The organism is Arsenicicoccus sp. oral taxon 190 (assembly GCF_001189535.1).
Lineage (GTDB): Bacteria > Actinomycetota > Actinomycetes > Actinomycetales > Dermatophilaceae > Arsenicicoccus.
In genome coordinates, this window is record NZ_CP012070.1 from 481,309 (window position 1) to 507,474 (window position 26,166).

22 protein-coding genes are annotated in these 26,166 nt (G+C 72.6%); 13 read left to right on the plus strand and 9 right to left on the minus strand.

All coding sequences use genetic code 11. The annotated features are described in order from the left end of the window. The first annotated feature begins 56 nt into the window (after positions 1–56). Positions 57–995, plus strand: a complete 939-nt coding sequence (locus ADJ73_RS02275; RefSeq protein ID WP_050346923.1) for a beta-ketoacyl-ACP synthase III — start codon at positions 57–59, stop codon at positions 993–995. Positions 996–1,142: 147 nt separating this feature from the next. On the opposite strand, the gene ADJ73_RS02280 is transcribed toward ADJ73_RS02275, so the two are convergent. The 4 genes from ADJ73_RS02280 to ADJ73_RS02295 form a co-directional block, all read right to left on the minus strand. Next, positions 1,143–1,892, minus strand: a complete 750-nt coding sequence (locus ADJ73_RS02280) for a Rossmann-like domain-containing protein (protein WP_050346924.1) — start codon at positions 1,890–1,892, stop codon at positions 1,143–1,145. Next, entirely contained in the window at positions 1,889–3,850 is a 1,962-nt protein-coding gene (locus ADJ73_RS02285; RefSeq protein WP_050346925.1) for a penicillin-binding transpeptidase domain-containing protein, read from the minus strand. The genes ADJ73_RS02280 and ADJ73_RS02285 overlap by 4 nt, the downstream gene beginning before the upstream one ends. Before the next feature lie 94 nt (positions 3,851–3,944). Beyond that, a complete protein-coding gene (pepN, locus tag ADJ73_RS02290; RefSeq protein WP_050346926.1) occupies positions 3,945–6,566 on the minus strand; it encodes an aminopeptidase N in 2,622 nt (873 codons plus the stop codon). Between the two features lie 23 nt (positions 6,567–6,589). Continuing rightward, positions 6,590–7,213, minus strand: a complete 624-nt coding sequence (locus ADJ73_RS02295) for a GNAT family N-acetyltransferase (RefSeq protein ID WP_082176679.1) — start codon at positions 7,211–7,213, stop codon at positions 6,590–6,592. A gap of 46 nt (positions 7,214–7,259) precedes the next feature. Between ADJ73_RS02295 and ADJ73_RS02300 the strand changes: the two genes are divergently transcribed. The 4 genes from ADJ73_RS02300 to ADJ73_RS02315 all read left to right on the plus strand — a co-directional run bounded on the left by ADJ73_RS02300 (position 7,260) and on the right by ADJ73_RS02315 (position 11,771). Continuing rightward, positions 7,260–8,123 carry a thioesterase family protein gene (locus ADJ73_RS02300; RefSeq protein WP_253272645.1) on the plus strand — a complete coding sequence of 288 codons (864 nt, stop codon included), beginning with the start codon at positions 7,260–7,262 and terminating at the stop codon, positions 8,121–8,123. 256 nt (positions 8,124–8,379) lie between these two features. Next, positions 8,380–9,576, plus strand: a complete 1,197-nt coding sequence (locus tag ADJ73_RS02305; RefSeq protein ID WP_050346927.1) for a pyridoxal phosphate-dependent aminotransferase — start codon at positions 8,380–8,382, stop codon at positions 9,574–9,576. Between the two features lie 14 nt (positions 9,577–9,590). Further along, positions 9,591–10,556, plus strand: coding sequence for a 2-hydroxyacid dehydrogenase (locus ADJ73_RS02310; protein WP_050349201.1), 966 nt, complete (start codon positions 9,591–9,593; stop codon positions 10,554–10,556). 174 nt (positions 10,557–10,730) lie between these two features. Then, positions 10,731–11,771, plus strand: coding sequence for an MBL fold metallo-hydrolase (locus ADJ73_RS02315; protein ID WP_050346928.1), 1,041 nt, complete (start codon positions 10,731–10,733; stop codon positions 11,769–11,771). A gap of 302 nt (positions 11,772–12,073) precedes the next feature. Here ADJ73_RS02315 and ADJ73_RS16425 read toward each other — a convergent pair whose 3' ends face one another. From ADJ73_RS16425 to ADJ73_RS02340, 4 genes are all read right to left on the minus strand, one after another. Further along, positions 12,074–12,517, minus strand: a complete 444-nt coding sequence (locus ADJ73_RS16425) for a pentapeptide repeat-containing protein (protein WP_050346930.1) — start codon at positions 12,515–12,517, stop codon at positions 12,074–12,076. 449 nt (positions 12,518–12,966) lie between these two features. Continuing rightward, positions 12,967–13,239: a PIN domain-containing protein gene (locus ADJ73_RS02330; RefSeq protein ID WP_253272646.1), complete on the minus strand. Its 273-nt coding sequence runs from the start codon at positions 13,237–13,239 to the stop codon at positions 12,967–12,969. A gap of 148 nt (positions 13,240–13,387) precedes the next feature. Next, positions 13,388–13,636, minus strand: a complete 249-nt coding sequence (locus ADJ73_RS02335; protein ID WP_050346931.1) for a type II toxin-antitoxin system Phd/YefM family antitoxin — start codon at positions 13,634–13,636, stop codon at positions 13,388–13,390. A gap of 63 nt (positions 13,637–13,699) precedes the next feature. Continuing rightward, positions 13,700–14,836: a glycerate kinase gene (locus ADJ73_RS02340; RefSeq protein WP_050346932.1), complete on the minus strand. Its 1,137-nt coding sequence runs from the start codon at positions 14,834–14,836 to the stop codon at positions 13,700–13,702. A gap of 163 nt (positions 14,837–14,999) precedes the next feature. Here ADJ73_RS02340 and ADJ73_RS02345 point away from each other — a divergent pair, with 163 nt between their 5' ends. The 5 genes from ADJ73_RS02345 (at position 15,000) to ADJ73_RS17690 (ending at position 20,443) form a co-directional block, all read left to right on the plus strand. Beyond that, entirely contained in the window at positions 15,000–16,601 is a 1,602-nt protein-coding gene (locus ADJ73_RS02345) for a GGDEF domain-containing protein (RefSeq protein WP_050346933.1), read from the plus strand. A gap of 62 nt (positions 16,602–16,663) precedes the next feature. Further along, complete coding sequence (locus ADJ73_RS02350; protein WP_082176680.1) at positions 16,664–18,172, plus strand: methylmalonyl-CoA carboxytransferase subunit 5S; 1,509 nt, start codon at positions 16,664–16,666, stop codon at positions 18,170–18,172. Between the two features lie 22 nt (positions 18,173–18,194). Next, positions 18,195–19,763, plus strand: a complete 1,569-nt coding sequence (locus ADJ73_RS02355; protein ID WP_050346934.1) for an acyl-CoA carboxylase subunit beta — start codon at positions 18,195–18,197, stop codon at positions 19,761–19,763. A 28-nt stretch (positions 19,764–19,791) separates the two neighbouring features. Then, positions 19,792–20,052, plus strand: coding sequence for a hypothetical protein (locus tag ADJ73_RS02360; protein WP_050346935.1), 261 nt, complete (start codon positions 19,792–19,794; stop codon positions 20,050–20,052). Between the two features lie 25 nt (positions 20,053–20,077). Next, the gene (locus ADJ73_RS17690; RefSeq protein WP_050346936.1) at positions 20,078–20,443 is read left to right on the plus strand and encodes a biotin/lipoyl-containing protein; all 366 of its coding nucleotides are present in this window, start codon (positions 20,078–20,080) and stop codon (positions 20,441–20,443) included. A gap of 89 nt (positions 20,444–20,532) precedes the next feature. Here ADJ73_RS17690 and ADJ73_RS02370 read toward each other — a convergent pair whose 3' ends face one another. Further along, positions 20,533–21,186, minus strand: coding sequence for a GntR family transcriptional regulator (locus ADJ73_RS02370; protein ID WP_050349203.1), 654 nt, complete (start codon positions 21,184–21,186; stop codon positions 20,533–20,535). Between the two features lie 79 nt (positions 21,187–21,265). Between ADJ73_RS02370 and ADJ73_RS02375 the strand changes: the two genes are divergently transcribed. The 3 genes from ADJ73_RS02375 (at position 21,266) to ADJ73_RS02385 (ending at position 26,154) form a co-directional block, all read left to right on the plus strand. Next, positions 21,266–22,285: a 1-aminocyclopropane-1-carboxylate deaminase gene (locus tag ADJ73_RS02375; protein ID WP_050346937.1), complete on the plus strand. Its 1,020-nt coding sequence runs from the start codon at positions 21,266–21,268 to the stop codon at positions 22,283–22,285. Between the two features lie 3 nt (positions 22,286–22,288). Continuing rightward, a complete protein-coding gene (locus ADJ73_RS02380; RefSeq protein WP_050346938.1) occupies positions 22,289–24,661 on the plus strand; it encodes a transketolase-like TK C-terminal-containing protein in 2,373 nt (790 codons plus the stop codon). Between the two features lie 116 nt (positions 24,662–24,777). Then, the gene (locus ADJ73_RS02385; RefSeq protein WP_216593662.1) at positions 24,778–26,154 is read left to right on the plus strand and encodes an FAD-binding oxidoreductase; all 1,377 of its coding nucleotides are present in this window, start codon (positions 24,778–24,780) and stop codon (positions 26,152–26,154) included. Positions 26,155–26,166 lie beyond the last annotated feature (12 nt).

Below are 26,166 nucleotides of genomic sequence, written 5' to 3' on the forward strand. Positions count from 1 at the left end.
CCTCTCGGTAACGCTCATGCTGGGGCGAGCCCGAGCCGCCACCCGAGGAGCCTGCCGTGCCCGGATCGTCCGTCGTCGCCGTCGGTCACTACCAGCCCGCCCGGGTGCTCGACAACCACGAGCTGGCGCGGTTGGTGGACACCAGCGACGAGTGGATCACGCGGCGGGTCGGCATCCGCGAGCGCCGGGTCGCCGCACCCCAGGAGTCGGTGGCCGACATGGCGACGGCGGCGGCGCTCGACGCGCTGCGGTCCGCCGGCGTCGACCCGGGCGGCGTGGACCTCGTGCTCGTCGCCACCTGCACCAACCACGACCGGTCCCCCAGCACCGCCGCCCAGGTGGCGCGGCGCCTGGGGATCGCCTCGCCGGCCGTCATGGACGTCAACGCCGTGTGCTCGGGCTTCTGCCACGCCCTCGCCCTCGCCGACCAGGCGATCGCGGCGGGCAGCGCCACAAGGGCGGTCGTGGTGGGGGTGGACAAGTTCACGGACTTCGTGGACTGGAGCGACCGCGCGACCTGCATCCTCGTCGGCGACGGCGCCGGGGCGGTGGTGGTCGAGGCGTCGGGCACCCCCACGGTCGGGCCGGTCGTGTGGGGCTCCGTCCCCGAGATGGGTGACGCGGTCGTCATCAAGGAGCTGCCGGAGGGCTTCAGCCAGGAGGGCCAGTCGGTCTTCCGCTGGACCACGACGGCGCTGCCGCAGATCGCCCGGCAGATCTGCGAACGGGCCGGCCTCGACCCGCACGACCTCGGCGGGATCGTGCTGCACCAGGCCAATCTGCGGATCATCGAGCCGCTCGCCGCCAAGATCGGCGCGACCCGGGCCGTCGTCGCCACCGACGTGGTGGAGTCCGGCAACACCTCGGCGGCGTCGGTGCCGCTGGCGCTGTCCAAGCTGGTCCGCAGCGGCCAGGTGGCGAGCGGCGAGCCGATCCTGCTCTTCGGCTTCGGTGGCGGCCTGGCCTACGCCGGCCAGGTCATCCGCTGTCCCTGACCGCCCGCCGCCCCGCCCCGCGCCATACGGCCCCGCCATACGGCCCCGCCATACGGCCGCGCCATTGGTCACCAATGACCGATTCGATCGTTCAGATGGCCCCGAAAATCGCCATTGGTGACCAATGGCGGCGGCAGCGAGGGTGGGTCAGGCGGGGACGCGCAGGTTGAAGAGGGTGAGGGCGCCCCGCATCGACGCCATGCCCTGCCCCTGCATCAGCGCGCGCCGGCACCACGGCGCGTCGTAGACCACCGACCCGCTCAGCTCGTCCACCCGGCCGGCGAAGGCCTCCGGCGCGAGCGGCGTGCTCGGCCCCACCAGCGTGGTCCGGGCCTGCGCCGCCAGCTCGAGCAGCCGGGGCGCGGTCTTGTTGGCCAGGGTCATGCTCGTCACGAAGGCGTGGTCGACCTCGGGCAGCACGAACTCCGCTGCCGCGTCGGGCAGGTCGTCCCCCTGGGGGTGACGCTCGAGGACCGCGAGGTCGCAGCGCCCCGCCAGCTGGTCGAGGTGGCGGAACCTGCCCACCACCGCGACCCGACGCCCCGCCACGAGGTCCACCGACCGCTCGAACGCCGAGGCGTCCCAGTCGATCACGTCCCCCGCGTGCTGCTCCAGCCGCTGCTGGGTGTTGCACCAGGCGTTGATGGCGGCGAGCCCGATGGCCGCCAGCCGGGGGTCCCAGGACCGCACCAGGGCGGCGACGTCGGCGAGGTCGGAGCCCACCACGTCCTGCGGGCCCTCGCGGTCGGGCCGCCCGACGTCGGGGACGCTGGCGATGCCCGCGCCGCCCGAGTCGGTCTCGACCAGGGCCCACCGCGACACCACGCAGGTGGTGACGGCGATGCCCCGCGGCACCAGGGCCACCAGGTCGTCGTAGAGGCTCCAGGCGCTGGTCATGGCGTCCCCTCCAGGAAGCTCTTGAGGATCGGACCGGCGGTCCGGGAGCCGCCCTCCCCCTCGTCCACGAACACGGCCACCGCCAGGTCGCCGCGCGCCGCCACCATCCAGGCGTGCTTCCTGGGCGGCGTGGTCGTCCCGAACTCCGCGGTCCCGGTCTTGGCCAGGACCTCCCCCGGCAGCCTGCGCAGCAGCTCCCCGCTGCCGCCGGTCACGACGCCGCGCATCAGCGACCGCAGCGCGGCGGCCTCGGCGGGGGTGACGGGAGCGGCGGGCGGCGCCGGCGTCGTCGACGCCGAGGGGGCCGTGGACGTCTCCGCCGCCCCGGGCGTCGTGCCCGTCCCGGGCGTCGTCGCTCCCGCCCCGGCAGCCGGTATGACGATCCGCGGGGCCACCGGCCTGCCCGCCACGACGCTCGCGGCCACCGTGGCCATGCCGAGCGGGCTGGCCGTGATCTGGCTCTGACCGATCATCTGGGCGGCGTGCTCGGTCTGGGAGGTGGCGTCCGGGACCGAGCCGAGGAAGCCCGGGACCCCCAGGGCGGGGCTCGCGGTCAGGCCGAGCCCTGCTGCGGCGCGGGCGATCTCGCTGCTGGAGGCGGCGTCCCGCTGGGAGATGAACGCGGTGTTGCAGCTCTTGGCGAACGCCGTGGCCAGCGGGACCTGCCCGAGACCGTCGGCCGGGTAGGCGTCGTAGTTCTCGAAGACGCGCCCGTCGACGGCCACGGTGGGCGTGCACGCGACGGGGGTGGTGGAGCTACGGCCGGCCCGCAGCAGCGCCAGCGTGGACACGATCTTGAAGGTGGAGCCGGGGGCGTACTTGCCGAGCGTGGCCGTCGACTGCCCTTGTCCCCCAGGGCCGCTCGCGGCGGCCAGCACGTCGCCGGTGGAGGGTCGCAGCGCCACGACGGCGCTGGCGGGCTTCACCGCGGCGAGGAGCTGCTCGGCGCGGGTCTGCACCGACACGTCCAGGGTCGTCGAGACGTCGCGTCCCGCAACGGGATCGGCGGCATAGAGGGGGTTGGTCGCGCCGGCGTGCCGCAGCGCGACCCGCAGGCCCGGGGTGCCGCGCAGGGTCTCGTCCTCGCTGCGCTGCAGGCCGCCCAGCCCGACCACGTCGCCCGCGGCGATGGCACCGTGGGAGGCCTGCACGATCTCGGCCGTCGCCTCGCCGACCGAGCCGAGGATCGGTCGGGCGAAGGTGCGGGTCGGCGCCAGCGGGCGCTGGTCGTCGACCGCCGTGACGCCGGGCACCGAGGCCACCAGGGCGTCGATCCCCTTGGCCTGCGGGTCGTCCCGGCGCAGCGTGATCGCCTCCACGAAGGCTCGCGGCCCGGCGCCGCGCACCCGCGCGGTGTAGCCCGCGACGTCGTCGAGCCCGGCGAAGGCCGCCACCCTGGGCGCGGCGGCCTCGGCCTGCTGCGGCGTGACGTGCGCCTTGTCGACCCCCACCCGGACCACGGGCCGCGGCTGCACGATCGGGGTGCCACCGGCGCCGAGGACCCGCCCCCGGGTGGCCGGGGTGCGGGTGACGGCGAGGCTGTCGCCGGCGGCGGCACCCGGGACGACGGTCGCCGGGGACCACGTGGCCCGCCACCGACCGTCCTTGCGCACCAACGGCACCGACGTCTCGTAGCTCCACGGCTGCGCCGGCCCGAGCTGCCAGCTCACCGACAGCCGCGCGGTGGTGGAGTCCCCCTCGTCGGAGCCGCCGTCCACGACGGTGACGCGGGGCCGGCGCTCGCCCAGCGGCGTGCCGAGCGACTGCAGCGCGGTGGTGGCGGTGGCGGCGTCGGTGCCGTCCAGCGCCACGCCCGTCAGGTCCAGCCGCGCGAGGCCCTCGGCATACGCCTGGGCGACGTCACGCGAGCTCGGCGTGTCGGTGGTGCACCCGGCGGCCCCCAGGGCCAACGCGATCGCCACGGCGGCGCCCCCGCACCGCTGGGTTGTGCTCAGCACGATCGATCCTCTCGTCGGTCTCCCCCGATCCTAGGGACCCGGACCTGCCGCCGGTCGGCGATGCCGCCGGGGTCGGTCGAGCAGGCGAGGTCTCCTACCGCCGGGAGGTCTGCGCACGGAGGGCGCGCAGCACGTGGTCGCGCTGCTCCACGACGAGCCGCCGCAGCCCGCCGGGCGCGGACGGGTGCTCGTCGAGCCACGCCTGGGCCGCCACCGGCACGGGGTGCTCCTCGGGCGCCTGCCCGTCGGCCAGGTCCGCGCCGCGCGGGAACAACCCGAGCACCGCCCGGGACGCGAGCTCCTGGCTGCGGGAGGACCAGATCTGCTCGAGCGCCGCGAAGTAGTCGGGCAGCAGCTCGCGGGTCAGCTCGGCGTGCCCCGGCTGGGAGTATCCGGTCGTCCACGCCGTCACCAGGTCGTTGGTGAGCGAGGTGTCCTCCACCACGGTGCGGAAGGCCTCCCGCTTGAGCTCCGCGCGCGGGTAGGAGGCCAGGGCGCAGCGGTGCCGCACCGGCGCCAGGGAGGTCCGGTCGGCGTCCAGCTCGGCGTCCAGCTCGGTCGGCGACACCCGGTCCTGGGCGGCCAGCGACTGCAGGAAGGACCAGCGCAGCTCCGGGTCGAGCGCGAGCCCGGGCACGACGAGGCTGCCCTCCAGGAGCGCCCGCACCCGGTCGGCGCAGGTGGCGCTCGTCGCGGAGCCCGCGGCCAGGGTCCGGGCCCACACCAGCTGGTGGCCGGATCCCGGCTCGGCAGAGGTGAGCTCGTGGCCCACGCCCTCGAGGTATGCCGTCCGCAGCTCCTCCCGCCCGCGCACCGGGGTGTAGGCCTCGACGGCCGTGGCGGCGTTGGCGGTGACGATCGCGAGGAGCGCGACGTCCTCCTCCCGCGGCGCGTGGTCGAGGACGGTCTGGACGTAGTCGGCCGGGGCGAGCTCGCCGTCGCGGCAGGCGTTCCAGAGCGCCGACCACAGCACGGCCCGCGTCAGCGAGGACTCGATGGAGCTGAGGTGGCTGCGGACGGTCCGCAGCGAGCGGTCGTCCAGGCGGACCTTGGCGTAGGTGAGGTCGTCGTCGTTGACCACGACGAGGTCAGGGACCGGGAGGCCGCGGGCCTCCTCGACCTCCAGCTCGTCGGCGACCAGGTCCAGCTCGAGGCGGGCGGTCCGGACGAGCGAGTCGCCCTGCAGCGCATACAGACCCACGACGAGGCGGTGGGGACGCGTGACGGGCTCGCCGGTCATCGCGTCGACCGCGGCCTGGCGCACCACGAGCCGCTCGACGGCGTCGCCCGCCGCGGACACGGTCAGCTCGGAGGTGAGCGTCCCGATCCCGGCCGTCTGCAGCCACAGCCGGCTCCACTCCCCGAGGTCGCGCCCCGAGGCCGCCTCCAGCGCCTCCAGCAGGTCGCTCAACCCCGTGGAGCCGTAGGCGTGCTCGGCGAAGTAGGCCCGGGCCCCCGCGAAGAACGCGTCCTTGCCGACGTAGGCGACGAGCTGCTTGAGCACCGAGGCGCCCTTGGCGTAGGTGATCCCGTCGAAGTTCTGCCGCGCCGCCTCGACGTCGGGGATGTCGGCCACGATCGGGTGCGTCGTCGGCAGCTGGTCCTGCAGGTAGGCCCAGGCCTTGCGCCGCGCGCAGAAGGGGGTCCAGGCGTCGGTGAACTCCGTTGCGCGAGAGTTGGCCTCGGTGCCCATGTAGTCGGCGAAGGACTCCTTGAGCCACAGGTCGTCCCACCAGCGCGGCGTCACGAGGTCCCCGAACCACATGTGCGCCATCTCGTGCAGGATCGTGTTGGACCGCAGCTCGTGCTGCGAGCGCGTGGCGGCCGACTGGTAGACGTAGCCGGCGTCGTTGAAGGTCACCAGGCCGGGGTTCTCCATCGCGCCGATGTTGTACTCCGGCACGAAGATCGAGTCGTACTTGCCCCACGGGTAGGGGAAGGCGAACTGCTGGGCGAAGAAGTCCAGCCCGCGGCGCGTCGTGTCGAGGATCCGCTCCCCGTCGAAGGACTCGGCCAGGGAGCGCCGGCACAGCGCCGCCAGCGGCACCTCGAGCGGCTCCCCGTCCGGGCCGCGGCCGCGCCATACGGACTCCACCCGGTGGTAGGGGCCGGCGGCGACGCACCAGATGTAGGTCGACAGCGGCGGCGTCGGCGCGTGCTCCTGCCGCGCGATCGCCACCCCGGCAGCGTTGTGCCCCACCATCTCTCGCGTCATGACAGGCTGGTTGGCGAGCAGCTCCCAGTCGTCCGGGCCGGTCAGGACCACCGTGAACCTGCCCTTGAGGTCGGGCTGGTCGAAGCCCGCGAAGACCCGCCGGGCGTCGGTGGGCTCGAAGTGCGTGTAGAGGTAGACCTGCCCGTCGACCGGGTCGCGGTAGCGGTGCAGCCCCTCCCCGGAGCGCGAGTATGCCGCCTCCCCCCGCACCGTCACTACGTTGTCGCCGTCCTGCCGCAGCCCGCGCAGCAGCACGCGGTTGCCGTCGTGCTCCACCTCGACCTGCTCGCCGTTGACCTCCACGGACAGCACGCGCTCGCCGAGGAAGTCCAGGAAGGTCTCTGCCGTGGTCGACGCGAAGGTGACCGTGCTGACCGTCGGGAAGGTGGTCCGGGCCAGGTCGGCAGCCTCGGACAGGTCCAGCTCGACCCGGTAGGTCGACACGGACAGGTGCTGCGACCGGTGCTGGGCCTCGGTGCGCAGGAGGTTGCGGGTGCTCATGCGGCGACCCTATCCAAACCCCGTCACTCGCCCAGCGCCGCGAGCACCTCCGTCAGGGCGTCCCCGCGCAGACCCACGGAGTCCAGGCGCCAGAACACGTCGGGGTAGACCAGGGCGCCGGTCATCCAGCTCTCGTGGCCCGGGAGCGTGACCACCTGGAAGGCGGCGGCGGGCACCCGCGGCGACGGCGCCGTGAAGCCGAGCCGCCCCGCCCTCCTGAACCCGAACTTGCTGTAGTAGAGCGGGGATCCCTCGAGGAAGACCGCCGGCCACCCCGCCTCGGCCGCGAGCCCCAGCGCGTGCCGGACCAGCGCCGCACCGATGCCCTGACCCTGCCACTCCGGCGCCACCGACAGCGGCGACAGGACGAGCACCTTGACCAGCCGGTCCGGGGCGTCGACCCACCCGCGGGAGAGCATGACGTGCCCGACCACGGCTCCGCCCAGCTCGGCGACGACCGAGTAGCCCTCTGCCACGGCGGAGTCGGCGCGCAGCACCCCGACCAGGTCGGCGACGCTCGGCTCGTCCACGAAGGCGCGCTCGACGATGTCCCGCACCGCCGCGTGGTCCCTATGGTCCTCGGGGCGCAGGCCGAGTCCGGCGGGGCGCTGCTCGGCGGCCCGGGGGTCGGTGGGGGCGCGCGACATGTGCTCAGCGTGGCAGAGCGGCCCACCCCCGTCTACCGTGAACGCCGTGACCGCTGCACCCGCCTCCCGTCCCGGCCGCCCCGACCCCAGCACGCTGGACGGCGAGTCCCGTTACTACTACGCGGCGCTCGGCGAGGGGCGATACCAACCCACGCTGCACGCCCAGGGCGCCTGGAACGACTGGGAGCAGCACATGGCCCCCGCGTCGGGCCTGCTCGTCCACGCCCTCGAGCAGCACGAGGTGCGGGCCGACATGCAGCTGGCGCGGATCACCTTCGAGATCCTCGGCGTGATCCCGGCCGCGGAGGTCCGCATCGAGTGCCGGACGGTCCGCCCGGGCCGCACGATCGAGCTGGTCGAGGCCACCATGCTGGCTCCGACGGTCACCTCCGACGGCGCGTATGCCGACAAGCCCGTCGTCCGCGCCACCGCCTGGCGGCTGATCCAGCAGGACACGACGGAGGTGGCCGGCGGCTTCCAGCCCGGGCTGCCGGCGCCGGACCAGGCCGAGCCGTGGGACAGCACGACGATCTGGGGCGGCGGCTTCATCCGCTCGCTGGACTTCCGCTCCGTCGAGGGTGGCGTCCCCGGCCGCGGCAAGGCCTGGGTGGGCACCGACCTCGGGCTCGTCGACGGCGAGGAGTCCAGCGAGGTCGCGAGGTTCCTCGGCCTGGTCGACACCGCCAACGGCATCGCGGTGCGGCAGCACCCCGGCGAGTGGATGTTCCCCAACGTCGACCTCACCGTGCACCTCTTCCGGCGGCCGAGGTTCGGCTGGCTGGGGCTGGACACCCAGGTGACCTTCGGCGAGACCGGGCTCGGGCTGACCTCCTCCGACCTCTACGACGAGGACGGCCCGGTCGGGCGGGTCGAGCAGATCCTCACGGTGCGGCCCTTCCCCCGGGGCTGACCGGACGCCCTGACCGACGAGCCCCCGGGGCCGGCCGGATATGCGGCCGGCCCCCACCCTCGCGCGGGGCGGCATGCGGAGGTGCGGGGCGGCATACGGCGTCGTTGACCCCCGCCGAGCACCCGTGCGCATACTGGCGCCCGACCCGCAGGGGCGGCCGATCCGGCCGGTCCGGCGGTCGCTACAGTGCGAGGACGATGCCCACCCGGCATCGCTCGCCGTCACCGACGACACACCACTTGAAGGAGACGCAGCAATGGCGCTGGCACATCGTCTGTCACGACTCGGCACCGAGACGGCCTTCGCCGTCTCCGCGGCTGCCGCGGCGTGGGGGGCCAAGGGCAACACCATCTACCCCTTCCACCTGGGCGACATCGACCTGGCCACCCCGGCGCACATCACCGAGGCCATGAACAAGGCCATCGCCGACGGCAAGACCGGGTACTGCCCCGGCCCGGGCATCCCGCAGCTGCGCGAGGCCATGGCCGCCGACATCAACCGGCTGCGGGGCACCGACTACACCGCCGACAACGTGGCGATCCAGCCCGGCGGAAAGCCCGTCATCACGAAGTTCCTGCAGGCCGTGATGGACGAGGGTGACGAGGTGCTCTACCCGAACCCGGGGTTCCCCATCTACGAGTCGCAGATCGAGTACCTCGGTGGCGTGGCCAAGGCCTACCGCTACCTGCCGACGGACAAGGGTTTCGCGATCGACCTGGAGCAGGTCCGGTCGCTGATCACGCCCAAGACCAAGGCGATCATCTACAACGACCTGCAGAACCCCATCTCCGCGGAGTCCACGCAGGAGGAGCGCGAGGCGATCGCGGCGCTCGCGCAGGAGCACGACCTGTGGGTGCTGTCCGACGAGGCGTACTTCGAGACGCGCTACTCCGGCCGGTCGCACTCGATCTCGTCGATCGACGGGATGAAGGACCGCACCGTCATCCTCTACACCTTCTCCAAGAAGTTCGCGATGACGGGCTGGCGCCTCGGGGCCGGCATCGCCCCCGCCGAGGTGGCCCAGGTCTTCTCCACGATGAACACCAACAACGAGTCCTGCACCACCCACTTCATCCAGTATGCCGGGATCGCCGGCCTCACCGGCGACCAGAAGCCCGTCCAGGACATGCTCGACGTGCTCCGCGGTCGGCGGGACGCGGCCTGCGCGATGATCAACCAGATCCCGGGCGTGGACGTGGCGACGCCGGAGTCGACCTTCTACCTCTTCCCCGACGTGACGGAGGCGGTGCGGCGGGTCGGCGCGAGCGACGTCGACGACTTCGCCACGCAGGCGCTGCACGCGACGGGTGTGTCCTTCTGCACCCGCAACCACTTCGGCCGCCGTCAGCCGGGCGAGGACCGCGACTACATCCGGTTCGCCTACTCCGGCATCAGCGAGGACCGCATCCGCGAGGGCCTCGGCAAGCTCAAGGACTGGATCGAGAGCAAGTGAGCGGGGAGCAGCAGATGAAGGTCGTCATCACCAACAAGATCCCGCAGTCGGCCGTCGACGCCCTCAAGGCCGAGCACGACGTCGTCTTCTACCACGACGCCGACGACTGCATCACCCGCGAGGCCTGCCTCGAGGCCGTCAAGGGCGCCGACGCGGTCGTCACCCTGCTGACCGAGAAGGTCGACGACGAGTTCCTCGACGCCTGCGGCGACCAGCTCAAGGTCGTCGCCAACGTCGCGGTGGGCTACAACAACATCGACGTGCCGGCGTGCGAGCGCCGGGGCGTCGTGGCCACCAACACCCCCAAGGTGCTGACCGAGACGACGGCCGACACGGCGTTCGGCCTGATGCTCATGGTCACGCGCCGGTTCGGGGAGGGTGAGCGGGTCATCCGCTCCCGCACCCCGTGGCAGTGGGGCATGTTCTACCTGCTCGGCACGGGCCTGCAGGACAAGACGCTCGGCATCGTCGGGATGGGCCAGATCGGCATCGCGATGGCCCGCCGCGCCAAGGCCTTCGGCATGGACATCATCTACTCGGACGCCTACGAGCTGGACCCGGCGGTCGCGCAGGAGCTGGGCGCCCGCAAGGTCGAGATGGACGAGCTGCTGGAGACCTCCGACGTGGTGTCCCTGCACTGCCCGCTCATGGACTCCACCAGGCACCTGATCGATGCCGCCGCGCTGCAGAAGATGAAGAAGACTGCGTACGTCGTCAACTCGGCCCGCGGCCCGATCGTCGACGAGGCCGCCCTGGTGGCGGCCCTGGAGGCGGGCGAGATCGCCGGCGCCGGGCTCGACGTCTTCGAGGACGAGCCGGCCGTGCACAAGGGTCTGCTCGACCGCGACGACGTGGTGCTGCTCCCCCACCTGGGGTCGGCGACCATCGAGACCCGCACGGCCATGGCCGATCTCGCGGCGGAGAACGTCCTGGCCGTTCTCGCCGGCAAGGCTCCGGTCACCCCGGTCACGTCCCACTGACAGCCCTGTATGACGCGCCCCTCACCCCGCCGTGCGGCGGGGTGAGGGGCGTCGTCATACGGCCGCCCCTCCTTGACATCGCCGCTGATGCTGCGCTGAACTGCCGCGGCGCGAGTGTTGCCCCTCGCGGGCTGGCGTAGACCTGGCGAACGCATCGACCCCGGAGGGACCTCCATGCTCGGCGACATCGACCGCACCTTGCCCGGCGGCATCGTCTGGGCACCACGACCGTTCCCCGACTCCAACTTCCTGCTGCTGCCCGGCGAGGAGCCGACGCTGGTCGACAGCGGGTTCGTCGCGCACGCGGAGCAGACCGCGGACCTCGTCGGCCGCTACTCGCCGAGGCTGGAGCACGTCGTCAACACGCACTGGCATTCCGACCACGTCGGCGGCAACGCCGAGTTGCGCCGGCGCGGCGCGCAGGTCGTTGCGAGCCACGTCGACGCCGACGCGCTGGCGCGGCGCGACCCCGGCTGCTGCGTCTCGGAGTACCTCGACCAGCCCGTCCCGCAATACCTCGTCGACCGCCCCGTCGGCGACGGCGAGCGCCTCCACCTCGGCGACGGCGAGTGGGAGGCCATCGCCGTGCCTGGGCACACGCCCGGGCACATCGCGCTGTGGTCGCCCGAGCACCGGCTGCTCGCGCTCGGCGACACGCTCAGCACCTACGACGTGGGCTGGGTCGACGTCATGCGCGACGGCATGCAGGGGATCGACGACTCGATCGCGTCGCTCCACCGGCTCCAGGAGCTCGACATCGAGGCCGTCCTGCCAGGCCACGGCGAGCTGGTCCGCCACCCTGAGGGGGCGATCGCCAAGGCCATCGAGCGCCTTGATCGGCAGCGGGGGAACGCCCATGCTGCCGTTCTGTACGGGGCCTGGCGCATCCTCGCCTACGCCCTCATGATCCGCCAGGGCATGCTCGACGAGGAGCTGATCGACTACCTCCTCGCCCGCGAGTGGATCGACGCCGCCGCCGCGACGCTGGGGCAGGACCGCCAGGCCTTCGCCGAGGACCTCGTCGCCGGGATGCTGAGTTCCGGAGCCCTCACCGACGACGGCCAGCGCGTGCGCGCATCCGCGCCGCACTCCCCGACGGACCCGTGGGTCTTCGGCCTGCCGTTTCCCCGGGATTGGGTCGAGGACGACGTAGCCGACGGCCGTGGTCCGGGTGAGGCGCGGGGCTGGCCCTCACAATACCGCTCCCGTCGCTGACGTGCGGGGTGGCGTCCGCTCCTGCCGCTCGGCGTGCGTTTGATCAGGCGCGGCGGACCCCGGCTCGGCCGAGAAGCTCGTCGACGACGCTGGTCAGCGGGCGCGTGGCGTCGATGGGGTGCCCGGGGCAGGAACATCGGCACCGCTGGATTGCAGGCCCAGGGTGAAGTCCTGCTCTGCGGGCGTGGATCCGAACTCGTCTTCGGGCCGCTGTGACAGTCGCGGCCGCAGGGTGGCGGAGTCGACGTGGAGGACGAAGACCTCGTCAAAGACGTCGAGGAACCGTATGCCGCGCATCGCGGCTACTCGACTCGACGGTTGCCGCCCTGCCAATCCCAGTGATCGGGGGTCTTCAGGCCTGCGGGGAGGCGGGTGTCCCGGTCCCCCTGGGCCGCGTCCACCTGCTGCTGGGTCAAGAAGATGGCGCCTCGAAGGTCCGCGCCTGCCAGCTGGGCGTCGCGCAGGTCAGCGCCCAGCACGTCGGTCCGGTTCAGGGTGGCGCCGCGGAGGTCGGCTCCGATCAGCAGCGCGCTACGCAGGCAGTGACGACTCAGGTCGTGCCGGGCCAGGCCCGCGCCCAGGAGCTGGGCGCCGGGCTGGAAGCGACGCGACGTGGGCGCAGGGTGGCGGTACTGCTCGCTCACCCGTCCCAGCAGCGGGCCGACACGACCCCGAAGGCCGCTGATGACCACCTCGGCCAGCTGGCTCGCCGGGGACTTCGCGAGGCGCTCCAGCTCGACGAGCATGTCGTGGACGTCGCGGGCCAGCCCTCGTCGCGCAGACGGGCGTGGATCTCGCACCGGTTGTCCCGCTGCAGGTGGTGACATGGCGTCCCTGCGGGAGCGTCGGCGCCGAAACCACCGGCCCGAGAACGGGACAAGGCGACACAGCACAGCCCCACGCACTGCGTGCAGTCGCCGACGAACTCCATCACGCCCCCTTCGGACCGGACCTGACGCCGTTGACGCCCAGGAGCCATGCCGGTCGCTAGGGTCTCGGACATGCAGACCTGGGACGACATCCTCGCCGCCGTCCAGTATGCCCTCACCGGCCGCAGCGCAGGCGCCCGCGACGCCCTGCACCAGTGCTGGACGCGTCGAGGAGGCTGCCACCCAGGTCGACCATGCACGCGCGTCAGCCCGTCACCTACCGACCGAGGGATACGGCGCCATGATCCGACACGGCATCCAGCGGCTCAGCGAGCGAGTCGCGGCGGCTGGACCACCCGGACCTCGATGAGGTCCTCAAGTCCGGCAAAGTCATCTGGATCGCGGGTGTAGAGCACGGCGTCATGCGCGTGGGCGGTGGCCGCGATGAGCAGATCCATCGTGCGTCGACGGGGCTGACGCCCAGCCTCGACCACCGCGCCCGCGAGGCGACCGTAGCTCGCCGCGACCACGTCGTCGACGGGGAGGGCGTCGAACCGGCGTTGCAGAACGCTCAGTCGCCGCAGGCGCTCGGCCCGCACCTGTGCGACCTGGCCACCAGGACACCGCAGTGCAGCTCGGCGAGAGTCACGGCGCTGATGGCCAGGACGCCGGGGATGGGCGTGACGTCCTCTGCGATCACCACGCTCGTGTCGAGCAGGCCACGCTCGCGTGACGTGATCCCTTCGGTCACTGGTCTGCCCAGGGGTCGCGGAGACTGTCCTCCACCAGCTCCCGGTCGGTTGCCCAGTCTGCGTCGACCGGCCCGGCGAGCAGGTCCGAGACGTCATCCCACCGGCGCCAACGAGTCTGTCGAGCTGGCACGAGTCGTGCACTCGGCCGGCCGGAGACGGTGATGACGATCTCCTCGCCTCGCTTCACGCGTCGGAGCAGCCCAGAGGCGTCCTGCCTCAGCTCGCGAAGTCCTACCGTGTCCATGTCGCGAAGGTAGCGCTTGTGCTACGCAGTCGACCCGTATGCCGAGGCCGGGGGACACACGGGTCAGAGGCGACGCTGGACCAGGTCGCGGGTCACGATGCCGGCGAGCTCCTGCAGCAGCGGCCCGGCCTCGGCCAGGCAGCGCGCGGTGCTGGGCTCGATCTGGGTGAGGGCGTAGACCCGGCGAATCCCGCGGGCCTCAGCCTGCCCCGGAGCCAGCTGGGACCGGCCGCACACCGCGACCACCGGGATCCCGAGGCGACCGGCCGCGTCCGCGACCCCCATCGGCGTCTTGCCCATGAGGGACTGCTCGTCCAAGGAGCCCTCCCCGGTCACGACGAGGTCGGCGCCGGCGGCCTGCTCGGCGAATCCCGCCAGCTCCAGGACGAGCTCGACGCCGGGGCGCATCCGCGCGCCCAGGACCTGGAGGGCGGCATAGCCCACCCCGCCGGCCGCGCCGGCACCGGGCTGGTCGCGGACGTCGCGACCGGTGGCCGCGGCCAGCAGGTCCGCCAGGCGCGTCAGGCCGGCGTCCACCTGCGGGCGCAGCTGCTCGGTCACGCCCTTCTGCGGACCGAAGACGGCGGCCGCGCCCTGACGACCCAGCAAGGGGTTGTTGACGTCGCAGGCCACGACGAGCCGCACCTGCGCGAGCCGGGGGTGCAGCCCGGACAGGTCGACCCGCTCCAGCAGCGCGAGTCCGCCTGCGCCGTCCGGGATCTCCTGCCCCTCGGCGTCGAGGAACCGCGCGCCCAGCGCGGAGAGCATGCCCGTCCCGCCGTCGGTGCTGGCCGAGCCGCCGATCCCGAGGACCAGCTCCTCGCAGCCGTCGTCCAGAGCCTCCCGCATCGCCTCCCCCACCCCTCGGCTGGTGGCCGTCAGCGGCGCCAGCTCGCCCCGGGGCAGGTGCACGATGCCGCAGGTCTCGGCGAGCTCGACCACCGCGGTCGACCCCTTGACGGCGTACCAGGCGGGGCGCGGCTTGCCCACGGGCCCCGCGACCGTCACCGTGCGGGGCGAGTAGCCGGCCGCGAGCGCCGCCTCGATCGTGCCGTCGCCACCGTCGGCGACGAGCAGCGACCGGACCGTCGCCTGCGGGGCCTCGGCGCGCACGCCCGCGGCGATGCGCGCCGCCACCTCCTCGGCCACCAGCGTGCCCTTGAACTTGTCGCAGGCCACCAGGACGACGGGCGCAGCCATGGTTCGCTCCTTCGCAGCACCGGATGCTGGCCTCAACGTAGCATCGGGTCGCGCAGGACTGCCGTGGCCCTGCGACCCTGGCGGTCAGCACCCTGATTTGCCATCATGCGTCCCGGTCGGCCCGACGATGCCCCACCCGGACCGGCAGGAGCGGAGGTGGTCCATGGTGCAGCCCGACGAGGCAGCGGGCGCCGCTCTCCCCACCGATCCCGCCCGTGCCGTCGAGGAGGCCTGGCAGCTGCGGCACCGGGACGAGGCGAGGTCGTCCGCCCTGGCCGCGGAGGTGCTCGAGGGCGCCGCCCCGGACCCCCAGCTCGCGCTGCGGGCCCGCGTGGTGCAGGCCGCGGTGGCCTTCACCCACCAGGACTACCAGCGGACGCTGGGGCTCGCCCGCGACGCGCTGCCGCAGATCCGCGACGACCGGTGGTTGGGACGTCTGCTGCTCGTCCTCGCCAACGTCAGCGCCGAGATCGGCGAGCCGGTCCGGGCCACCGGCTTCTTCAACGAGGCGATCCAGGTGGCCCGCCGGGTCGGGGACCGTCAGCTCGTGGCCCAGTGCCTGCTCAACGCCGCCCTCGACCACGTCGACCCCGGCGACCAGATCCGCGACTTCCGCGAGGCCCTGGCCATCTTCACGCAGATCGGTGACGACGAGGGGCAGGCTTACGCCCACCTGGACCTGGCGCACGCCCTCGCGGCGCAGATGCGCCACCACGAGGCCACGACCGCGGCGCGCCGGGCCGGCGACGCCGCGGTCCGCGCCGGCACCGAGGACGTGCGGGCCCACGCCCGGGTGATGGAGGCGCTCGGCTCGGCCCGGCTCGGGCACCGGTTGCATGCCGAGGTGCTCGCCGGGGAGGTGGTCGCCCAGCTGCAGGGAGCCCGGGACCCGCTCGTCGTCGACGTGTCCATCGAGCTCGCCCGGGTCTGGTCCGCGCTCGCCGCCCCCGACCGGGTCGTCGAGCTGCTCGAACCCCTCACCAGCGCCCCCCTCAGCGGACGCCAGGCGATCGCGCTCACCGACCTGCTCTCGGAGGGCTACGCGGCGCGCGGCGACCACGAGTCGGCGTACTGGACGCTGCGGTCCCACGTGGACACCAAGGACCACCACGAGGACTCCATGGCGCAGCGGCGCGCCGCGGCGCTCGTGGTGCTGCATCACGTCCAGACCGTCGAGGAGGAGGCTGCCCTCGCCCGCGAGCGCGAGCAGCTGCTCGTCGCCGAGGTCAGCGAGCTGCGGTCCGAGCACCGCGCGGTCCAGGAGATCTCCATCCGGGACGAGCTCACCGGGCTGCACAACCGGCGCCTGCTCAACGACCGGCTCCGCCGCGACCTCGGCGAGGCGGGCGCCAGCCACCCCGTCAGCCTGCTGCTGCTCGACCTCGACCACTTCAAGGCCGTCAACGACTGCCACGGCCACCTCGTCGGCGACCAGGTGCTGCACGAGCTCGGCCGGATCCTGCGCACCGAGGTCCGCTCCAGCGACGTGGCGGCTCGCTTCGGGGGCGAGGAGCTGGCGGTGCTGCAGCCCGCCACGGACCTGACGGCCGCGACCGGCCTCGCGGAGCGGCTGCGGGTCCGGATCCGGGAGGTGGACTGGCGGGCGGTTCTCGGCATACGGCTGCAGGTGACGGTGAGCATCGGCGTCGCGACCTCCCGCGGCGGCGACGCTCCTCGGGACCTGCTGCGCCGCGCCGACAGTGCGCTGTATGCCGCCAAGGCCGCCGGCCGCGACCGTGTCGTCGCGAGCCCGGACGCCGGCTGAGGGAGGCGCGCTAAGCCCACCCCGCCGGGCCCCGTCGCCGGTCGGTGCGGCAGGATTGAGACGTGGACACACAGCAGCGACAGATCGGCGTGACGGAGCTGGCCCTGCGGGACGCGCACCAGAGTCTGATGGCGACCCGCATGGCCCTGGAGGACATGGTTGGTGCCTGCGAGGACATCGACCAGGCGGGCTACTGGTCCGTGGAGTGCTGGGGCGGCGCGACCTTCGACGCCTGCATCCGGTTCCTCAACGAGGACCCGTGGGAGCGGCTGCGGACCTTCCGCAGGCTGCTGCCCAACTCCCGTCTCCAGATGCTCCTGCGGGGGCAGAACCTCCTCGGCTACCGCCACTACGGCGACGACGTGGTGGACCACTTCGTGGAGAAGGCCGCCGAGAACGGCATGGACGTCTTCCGCACCTTCGACGCCCTCAACGACACCCGCAACGTCGAGCGCGCCATCGCCGCCGTCAAGAAGGTCGGCAAGCACGCGCAGGGCACCATCTGCTACACCACGAGCCCGCTGCACGACGTCGACGTCTACCTCAAGCAGGCGCGCGAGCTCCGCGACGTCGGCGTCGACTCCATCGCCATCAAGGACATGGCGGCGCTGCTCAAGCCGCAGCCGGCCTTCGACCTGGTCCAGGCGATCAAGGCCGAGATGCCGGACATGCAGGTCAACGTGCACTGCCACGCCACGACCGGCGTGACCCTCGTGTCCCTGATGAAGGCCATCGAGGGCGGCGCCGACGTCGTCGACACCGCGATCTCCTCGCTCTCGCTCGGCCCGGGCCACAACCCCACCGAGTCGCTGCAGGAGATGCTCGAGGGCACCGGCTTCATCGCCGACCTGGACAAGGTCCGGCTCGGCCACATCAAGGACCACTTCGCCGAGATCCGGCCCCGCTACACGCAGTTCATGTCGTCCTTCAACGTCGAGACCGACATCTTCGACAGCCAGATCCCGGGCGGCATGATCTCCAACATGGAGTCCCAGCTCAAGCAGCAGGGCGCCGGGGACAAGCTGCGGGAGGTGCTCGAGGAGGTGCCGCGCGTGCGCAAGGACGCCGGCTACCCGCCCCTCGTGACCCCGTCCAGCCAGATCGTCGGCACGCAGGCCGTCTTCAACGTGCTGATGGGCCGCTACAAGGTGCTGACCGCGGAGTTCGCGGACCTGATGCTCGGCTACTACGGCTCGGTCATGGGCGAGCTCGACCAGGAGGTCGTCGACAAGGCCAAGCAGCAGACCGGCAAGGAGCCGATCGACGTGCGGCCCGCCGACCTCATCGAGGACGAGTGGGACTCGCTGCGCGACGAGGCGGCCCGGCTCGAGGGCTTCGACGGCTCCGACGAGGACGTGCTCACCTACGCGATGTTCCCCAAGGTCGCCCCCGGCTTCTTCGCCACCCGCCCCGAGGGACCCAAGAACGTCGGCAAGGACCCTGCCGAGCTGGAGGCCGAGAAGGCCGCCGCCGCGATGGGCGACAGCAAGACCGGCCCGGTCCGCGGGCCGATCACGTACGAGATCACCATCGACGGCAAGAAGCACTCCGTCGCCGTGAAGCCGGCCTGACGGCAGGAGAAGGAACCTCACCATGAGCAAGGCACCCCAGACACCCAGGACGATGGCCGACCGCATCGCGGAGCTCCGCGAGCGCCGCGCCGCGGTCGAGGCCGGCGGTGGCGAGAAGCGCCACGCCAAGCAGCACGAGGCCGGCAAGAAGACCGCCCGCGAGCGCGTGTCCGACCTGGTCGACCCCGGCTCCTTCGAGGAGATCGGCCTCTTTGCCGAGCACCGCACCACGCTCTTCGGGATGGACAAGGCCGTCATGCCGGCGGACGGCGTCGTGACCGGCACCGGCACGGTTTTCGGCCGCCCGGTGCACATCGCCAGCCAGGACTTCAGCGTCGCCGGCGGCTCCGCGGGCGAGATGCACTCCACCAAGGTCGCCAAGACCCTGCACGCGGCCCTCGAGAACGGCACGCCGTTCGTCTTCATCAACGACTCGGGCGGCGCCCGCGTCCAGGAGGGCATCGACTCGCTGTCCGGCTACGGCAAGGTGTTCTTCCAGAACGTCGCGCTGTCCGGCGTCGTCCCGCAGGTCTCGATCATCGCCGGGCCGTGCGCCGGTGGAGCGGCATACTCCCCCGCCCTCACGGACTTCATCATCCAGACAAAGAACTCCCGGATGTTCATCACCGGCCCCGACGTGATCAAGCAGGTCACCGGCGAGCAGGTGACGGCCGAGGAGCTGGGCGGTCCCGCGGCGCACATGGCGCGCTCCGGCGTCACCCACTTCATGGCCGAGGACGACGAGCAGGCGGTGCTGATCGCGCAGAAGCTGCTGAGCTTCCTGCCGAGCAACAACACCGAGGAGCCGCCGCTGGTCGACGGTTTCGAGGACGTCGAGCCCGACGAGTCCCTCACGGCCGTCATCCCCGAGGACCCCAAGAAGGGGTATGACGTCCGCGACGTCATCGGCTCGATCGTGGACGGCGCCGACTTCCTCGAGGTGCACGCGGGCTTCGCGCCCAACATCGTCGTCGGCTTCGCCCGGATCACCGGTCGCACGGTGGGCGTCATCGCCAACCAGCCCAGCGTGATGAGCGGCGTCCTCGACATCGACTCCTCCGACAAGGGCGCGCGGTTCGTGCGCTTCTGCAACGCCTTCAACATCCCGCTGGTGACCCTGGTCGACGTGCCCGGCTTCCTGCCGGGAGTCCAGCAGGAGTACGGCGGCATCATCCGCCACGGCGCCAAGATGCTCTTCGCCTACTCCTCCGCGACGGTCCCCAAGATCACCGTGGTCCTGCGCAAGGCGTATGGCGGCGCCTACCTCGCCATGTGCTCCAAGGACCTGGGCGCGGACCGCGTCTTCGCCTGGCCGACGGCCGAGATCGCGGTCATGGGTGCCGAGGGCGCCGCGGGCGTGGTCTTCCGCAAGGAGATCGCCGACGCGGAGGACCCGGACGCCAAGCGGGCCGAGCTGGTCCAGCTCTACCGCGACGCCTTCTCGACGCCGTACGTCTCGGCCGCGCGCGGGCTCGTCGACGACATCATCGAGCCGGCGGACACGCGTCGTCACATCGCGCGCTCGCTGGAGATGCTTGCCGGCAAGCGCGACATGCGCCCGGCCAAGAAGCACGGCCTGATCCCGCTCTGATCGACCGACTGTCACGGAAGGACACATCATGAGCGAACCCACCGTCGCCGAGCTGCAGGCTCTGGTCGCCGACCTCACCGCCCGCCTGGAGGCCCTGGAGGCCAAGGTCTCCGCCCGGGACGACGAGGTCAGCGACGAGGTGCTGCTCGCGATCTCCGCGGCCGTCGCGGCCTACCTGGGCAAGCGCGCCACCGTCAAGCAGGTCCACCTGCGTCGCGGCTCGGCGTGGGCGTCCCAGGGGCGCTCGGACATCCACCACTCGCACTCGATCCAGCACGGCGTGCGCTGACCGCCGACGCAACCGAAGGACTGACATGAAGCTGAAGGTGACCGTCAACGGATCGGTCTACGACGTCGACGTCGAGGTGGAGGAGGAGCCCCGCCCCAGCCTGGGCGCCGTCCTCGTGGGCAGCATGTCCGCCCACGGCGTGGCCCCCACCAGCGCGAAGGCCCCGGCCAGCGCGTCCAACGCCCTCACCGCCAACATCGCGGGCACCGTCGTCAAGGTGCTCGTCGAGGCCGGGCAGAAGGTCAAGGAGGGCGAGACCCTCCTCGTCCTCGAGGCCATGAAGATGGAGACCGAGGTCACCGCGCCCAAGGACGGCACGGTGGCGGTGATCGACGTGGCCGTGGGCGACGCGGTGCAGGGCGGCCAGGTGCTCGTGGAGTGGGAGGACTGACCCTCACCCCGCGGGCCCGACGACCCCGGGCAGCACTACCGGAGCGGCCCCCCAGCCCTGGGGGGCCGCTTCCGCGGCATACGACGGCGTCAGCGGGTGAAGGTGAAGCGCAGGGAGAGCCAGTTGTCGCGGGTCAGCTGCGCTGCCCGCTCCGGGTCTCCCTCGCGCGCCGCCGCGATGATCGCGGCGTGCTGCTCCACGCTGCCGCGACCGGCGTATGACGAAAAGCGCATCCGCTCGACGCGGCGCAGGACGGGCACGACGCGCTCGAGCACCTCGGGCACGACCGTGTTGCCGCTCCGCGCGACGAAGACGCCGTGGAAGGCGTCGTCAGCCGCGATGGCGCGCTCGGCGTCCAGGTCCTGCAGCGCCTCGGCGAAGGCCTGGTTGCTGCGGTCGAGCTGCTCGAGGTCCGCAGCGGTCAGCACGGGCGTGGCCACCCGCGCGGCGAGCTCGTGCATGGCGGCGGCGACCTGCTGGGCGTCCCGTGTCGACTCCTGGTCGACGGGCGCCACGATGGTCGCCCGCCCCGGGGTGGCCACCACCAGGCGCGCGCGCTCGAGGCGCAGCAGGGCCTCGCGGATCGGGGTGCGGCTCACGCCGAGCCACCCCTCGAGCTCGGGGTCGCGCAGGCGCTCGCCGGGCGCGAGGGTGCCGGCGACGATGGCGTCGCGGATCGCCTCGTAGGCGTGGTCGCGCAGCAAGGACCGTTTCGGCAGGCCGGGCGACTCGGGGATCGGCATGGTGAGCATTATGGCCCCCTTGCCAGGTCCGCGTGCATCCAATATATTGCATTTCACTGTCGAGCAAAGGAGCTCCACCATGGGCATCGCAGACTTCGCCCGCTACCCGTTGACCTTCGGCCCCAGCCCCATCCACCCGCTGGACCGTCTGAGCAAGCACCTCGGAGGGGCCCGCGTCTGGGCCAAGCGCGAGGACGTCAGCTCCGGGCTCGCCTTCGGCGGCAACAAGACGCGCAAGCTGGAGTACATCGTCCCCGACGTGCTCGCGACCGGCGCTGACACCCTCGTCTCCATCGGCGGATACCAGAGCAACCACACGCGTCAGGTCGCCGCCGTCGCCGCGCACCTCGGTCTCAAGGCGCTCCTCGTGCAGGAGACCTGGGTCAACTGGCCGGACCCCCTCAACGACCGCGTCGGCAACATCCAGCTCTCGCGGATCATGGGCGCGGACGTCCGCATCGACCCGCACGGCTTCGACATCGGCATCCGCAGCAGCTGGGAGGACGCCATCAGGGAGGTCGAGGACCGCGGCGGCAAGCCCTACGCCATCCCCGCGGGCGCCTCGGAGCACCACCTGGGCGGGCTCGGCTTCGCGGGCTGGGCGCACGAGGTCGCGGCACAGGAGGCGGAGCTCGGCGTCTTCTTCGACACCATCGTCGTGTGCACGGTCACGGGCTCGACCCACGCGGGCATGATCGCCGGCTTCGCCGAGCTGGAGGCCGCTGGCGGCCGTCCCCGCCGCATCCTCGGCATCGACGCCTCGGCGACCCGTGACAAGACCCGCGACCAGGTCGGCCGCATCGCCCGCCACACCGCCGGCCTCATCGGCCTGGAGCGGGGCCTGCGTGACGACGAGATCACCGTCCTCGAGGGCTGGGCCGGCGACGAGTACGGCATCCCCGTGGAGTCCACGATCGAGGCGATCCGGCTCACCGGCCGGATGGAGGGCGTCATCATCGACCCCGTCTACGAGGGCAAGTCGATGGCCGGCCTGATCGACCTCGTCTCCTCCAGGACGATCCCCGCCGACAGCGACGTCCTCTACGCCCACCTCGGCGGGCAGATGGCGCTGAACGCCTACACCGCGGTGGTGCCCTGACCGATGCTGGACGCCGACCCCACCCGGTCCTGCGCCCCCGAGACCGAGCCGACCGTCAACGGTCGGCCGCTCTCGGCCGGAGCCACCGCCGACGAGACCACCCTCGACACCATCGCCCAGCGGGTGTTCTGGCTCGCCACCGCCATGATCGACGCCGCCAACCGCGGCCGCCCCAACCTGTCCGGGGTCAAGGTCGGCGGTCACCAGGCGTCCAGCGCCTCGATGGCCGGGATCATGACCTCGCTGTGGTTCTCCGAGCTCACGGCGCAGGACCGGGTGTCGGTCAAGCCGCACGCCTCGCCGGTGCTGCACGCCATCAACTACCTGCTCGGCGACCTCGACGAGTCCTACCTGACCCGGCTGCGGGACAAGGGCGGGCTGCAAAGCTACCCGAGCCGGACCAAGGACCCCGACCGCGTCGACTTCTCGACCGGGTCCGTGGGCATCGGTGCGACGGCACCGCTGTGGGCCGCAATGAGCCATCGCTACCTGCGCGACCAGCTGCCGTCGACGCCGCGGGCCGGCCGATTCATCAGCCTGCTCGGCGACGCCGAGCTGGACGAGGGCGCGATCTGGGAGGCGATCACCGACCCCGGGGCGCGTTCCCTCGGCGAGCTGCTGTGGATCGTCGACCTCAACCGACAGTCGCTGGACCGGGTCATCCCGGACGTGCAGATCGAGCGACTGGTCGGCATGTTCGCCGCCGCCGACTGGCAGGTGCTGACGTGCAAGGGGGGACACCACACCTCGGCCCTCTTCGACCGGCCGGGTGGGGCGGACCTGCGGCGCCGCATGGATGAGATGCCCAACGAGGAGTACCAGCGGCTGCTGCGCAGCCACCCCGACGAGCTGCACGACCGGGTCCTCGGCGCGGCGCCGAGCGCGGAGCTGCGGGAGCTGCTCGCCTCGCTGCCCGCCGTGGAGCTGGCCACGGCCGTGCGCGACCTCGGCGGCCACGACCTCCGCCTGCTGCTCGACACCTACGAGCAGATCGACGACACCCGACCGACGGTGATCTTCGCCTACACCGTCAAGGGGCGCGGCCTCGCCACCGAGGGACACCCCAACAACCACGCGGCGCAGCTCACCGAGCAGCAGCTGCGCGAGCTCGCCGACCTCTCGGGCATGTCCCTCGACGCGCCCTGGCAGCGCTTCGAGCCGACCTCGGCCGCCGGCGCCCTCGTGGCCACCACCGCCGCGCGGCTGCGTCGGGACGAGCCCGAGCAGCACCCGATCACCGGCGTGCCCGACGAGCTGCCCTGGGGGCACAAGGCGGTCACGTCCACGCAGGCGGCCTTCGGGCGGGTCCTGTCCGACCTGACCCGAGCCGCCCCGGAGGTCGCGCGGCGCGTGGTCACCGTGAGCCCCGACGTCGCGTCCTCCACCAACCTCGGCGGGTGGATCAACAAGACCGGCGTCTGGTCGGTCGGCGAGCGGCACGACTGGTTCGCCGACGACGCCGAGCGCGTCCTGCGCTGGACCGAGGGGTCCCGCGGGCAGCACATCGAGCTGGGCATCGCCGAGACCAACCTGGTCGGGCTGGCCGCCGAGCTCGGGGCGACGTGGAGCCGCTGGGGGCAGCCGCTCATCCCGATCGCCACCCTCTACGACCCCTTCGTCGGGCGCGCGCTCGAGCCCTGGGCGTTCGGCGTCTACGCAGGCGGTCAGTCGATCCTCGTCGGCACTCCCTCGGGCGTCACCCTCGCCCCGGAGGGTGGGGCACACCAATCGATCACGACCCCGTCGATCGGCCTGGAGCAGCCCGGCGTCACGGCCTGGGAGCCGGCCTTCGCGCAGGACCTCGAGTGGTGCCTGCTGCGGGCCATGTCCCGGATCGGATGCCCCGACGGGCGATCGGCCTACTTCCGGCTCTCGACCCGACCCGTCGAACAGTCGCTCGCGGCCCTGCCGCAGGACCCGGCGCTGCGCGAGCTGCGCCGCCGACACGCCGTCGCCGGCGGCTACCGCCTGCGCAGCCCGCACGGCGAGGCCGTCACCCTCGTCGGGGTCGGCGCCATGATGACGGAGGTGCTCGAGGCGGCCGACCGGCTCGAGGCCGCGGGCATCGCCGCCGGCGTCGTCTGCCTGACCAGCCCCGACCTCGTCTTCGCCGCCGCCCAGGCCCGCGACGACGTGACGGGCGGCAACGCCGCGATCCTCGACGTCCTGCTCCCCCGCGACCGCCCCGCACCCCTGGTGACGGCGCTCGACGGGCACCCGCACACCCTCGCCTTCCTGGCCGGCGTGCGCGGCGACCGCACCCGCAACCTCGGGGTGACGGACTTCGGGCAGTCCTCCAGCGTGGAGGGCGCCTACGCCCTGCACGGCATCGACGCCGACCACATCGTGCGCGCGGCAGCGGCGCTCGCACGCTGACCACGGCCGTCACCGCCCCGAGACGGCGCGTCCGCTCGGGGCGGGGAGGTGGGCCACGGTCGGTCTCGGCATACGTGCCCGACCGCGCTGGTGCGCCGACTACCCTAAGGGGGACCGTGACCACCATCGTTGCTGATCTCCTCGCCTCCCTGCCCGTCGACAGGGTGATGACCGACCCGGACGCGATGGTCGCCTACGCGCGCGACCAGGCCGAGTGGGGCGCGTGGGGCGCGCCGTCGGCCGTGGTGCGCGCCCGCTCGACCGACGAGGTGCAGGCGACCGTCCGCGCGTGCCTGCAGCACGGCACCCCGATCGTCGCGCGTGGCGCCGGGACCGGGCTCTCCGGCGCCGCCAACGCCGAGGCCGGCTGGGTCGTGCTCAGCCTGGAGCGCATGGACCAGGTCCTGGAGGTCAACACCCTGGACCGGCTCGCCGTGGTCCAGCCCGGCGTCATCAACGACCAGCTGCGCGCCGCCGCGGCCGAGCACGGCCTCTGGTATCCCCCGGACCCGGGCAGCGCCCCCTGGTCCACCATCGGCGGCAACGTCGCCACCAATGCCGGTGGCATGTGCTGCGTCAAGTATGGCGTCACCCGCGACTACGTGCTCGCGCTCGAGGTGGTGACCGGCACCGGGGAGGTCGTCCGCGTGGGCCGGCGCACCGCCAAGGGCGTCGTGGGCTACGACCTGGTCGGGCTGCTGACCGGCTCGGAGGGCACGCTCGGCATCATCACCGAGGTCACCGTGCGGCTGCGGCCTGCGCGCGAGCCGGAGCGGACGGTGGCCGGGTTCTTCCCCGACCTGCTGTCCGCCGGACGCGCCGTCACCGCCGTGGCCGAGGCGGGGCTGACGCCGTCGCTGCTGGAGCTCATGGACCGCACCCTGCTCCAGGCCGTCGACGACTGGAAGCACATGGGGTTGACGACCGAGGCCGACACCATGCTCCTCGGCCGCATCGACACCCCCGGCGAGTGCGGCGACGCGGAGGCGGAGGCGATGGCCGAGGTGTTCCGGGCCGCCGGGGCGGTCGACGCCGCAGTGGCCGAGGACGAGGAGGAGGGCGAGCTGCTCTTCGCCGCGCGCCGGCTCGCCTACCCCGCCGCCGAGCGGCTCGGCACGATCCTCACCGAGGACGTGTGCGTGCCCAAGGACCAGGTCGTGCCGATGCTGGAGCGCATCCAGGAGATCGGCCGCCGCCACGGCACCACGATCGCCAACGCCGCCCACGCCGGCGACGGCAACCTGCACCCGCTGCTCGTGACCGAGCCCGGCAACACCGAGCAGCTCGACCGGGCGCACCACGCCTTCGGGGAGATCATCGCGGCCTGCCTCGAGCTCGGCGGCACCATCTCCGGCGAGCACGGCGTGGGGACCCTCAAGCGGGACGGGCTGCACGCCGAGCTGGGCGAGCCGGTCGTGGAGCTGCACCGGGCGATCAAGTCGGCGCTGGACCCGCACGGGATCATGAACCCCGGCAAGGTCTTCCGCCCCTAGGCCGACCCGGGG

Coding starts and splice junctions, on each gene's coding strand:
- ADJ73_RS02280 (WP_050346924.1), bottom strand. CDS start 1,892: ATGACCAGCGCCTGGAGCCTCTACGACGACCTGGTGGCCCTGGTGCCG.
- pepN (WP_050346926.1), bottom strand. CDS start 6,566: ATGAGCACCCGCAACCTCCTGCGCACCGAGGCCCAGCACCGGTCGCAG.
- ADJ73_RS02295 (WP_082176679.1), bottom strand. CDS start 7,213: ATGTCGCGCGCCCCCACCGACCCCCGGGCCGCCGAGCAGCGCCCCGCC.
- ADJ73_RS02305 (WP_050346927.1), top strand. CDS start 8,380: ATGGCGCTGGCACATCGTCTGTCACGACTCGGCACCGAGACGGCCTTC.
- ADJ73_RS02310 (WP_050349201.1), top strand. CDS start 9,591: ATGAAGGTCGTCATCACCAACAAGATCCCGCAGTCGGCCGTCGACGCC.
- ADJ73_RS02315 (WP_050346928.1), top strand. CDS start 10,731: ATGCTCGGCGACATCGACCGCACCTTGCCCGGCGGCATCGTCTGGGCA.
- ADJ73_RS16425 (WP_050346930.1), bottom strand. CDS start 12,517: ATGCTCGTCGAGCTGGAGCGCCTCGCGAAGTCCCCGGCGAGCCAGCTG.
- ADJ73_RS02335 (WP_050346931.1), bottom strand. CDS start 13,636: ATGGACACGGTAGGACTTCGCGAGCTGAGGCAGGACGCCTCTGGGCTG.
- ADJ73_RS02340 (WP_050346932.1), bottom strand. CDS start 14,836: ATGGCTGCGCCCGTCGTCCTGGTGGCCTGCGACAAGTTCAAGGGCACG.
- ADJ73_RS02345 (WP_050346933.1), top strand. CDS start 15,000: ATGGTGCAGCCCGACGAGGCAGCGGGCGCCGCTCTCCCCACCGATCCC.
- ADJ73_RS02355 (WP_050346934.1), top strand. CDS start 18,195: ATGAGCAAGGCACCCCAGACACCCAGGACGATGGCCGACCGCATCGCG.
- ADJ73_RS02360 (WP_050346935.1), top strand. CDS start 19,792: ATGAGCGAACCCACCGTCGCCGAGCTGCAGGCTCTGGTCGCCGACCTC.
- ADJ73_RS17690 (WP_050346936.1), top strand. CDS start 20,078: ATGAAGCTGAAGGTGACCGTCAACGGATCGGTCTACGACGTCGACGTC.
- ADJ73_RS02370 (WP_050349203.1), bottom strand. CDS start 21,186: ATGCCGATCCCCGAGTCGCCCGGCCTGCCGAAACGGTCCTTGCTGCGC.
- ADJ73_RS02375 (WP_050346937.1), top strand. CDS start 21,266: ATGGGCATCGCAGACTTCGCCCGCTACCCGTTGACCTTCGGCCCCAGC.
- ADJ73_RS02380 (WP_050346938.1), top strand. CDS start 22,289: ATGCTGGACGCCGACCCCACCCGGTCCTGCGCCCCCGAGACCGAGCCG.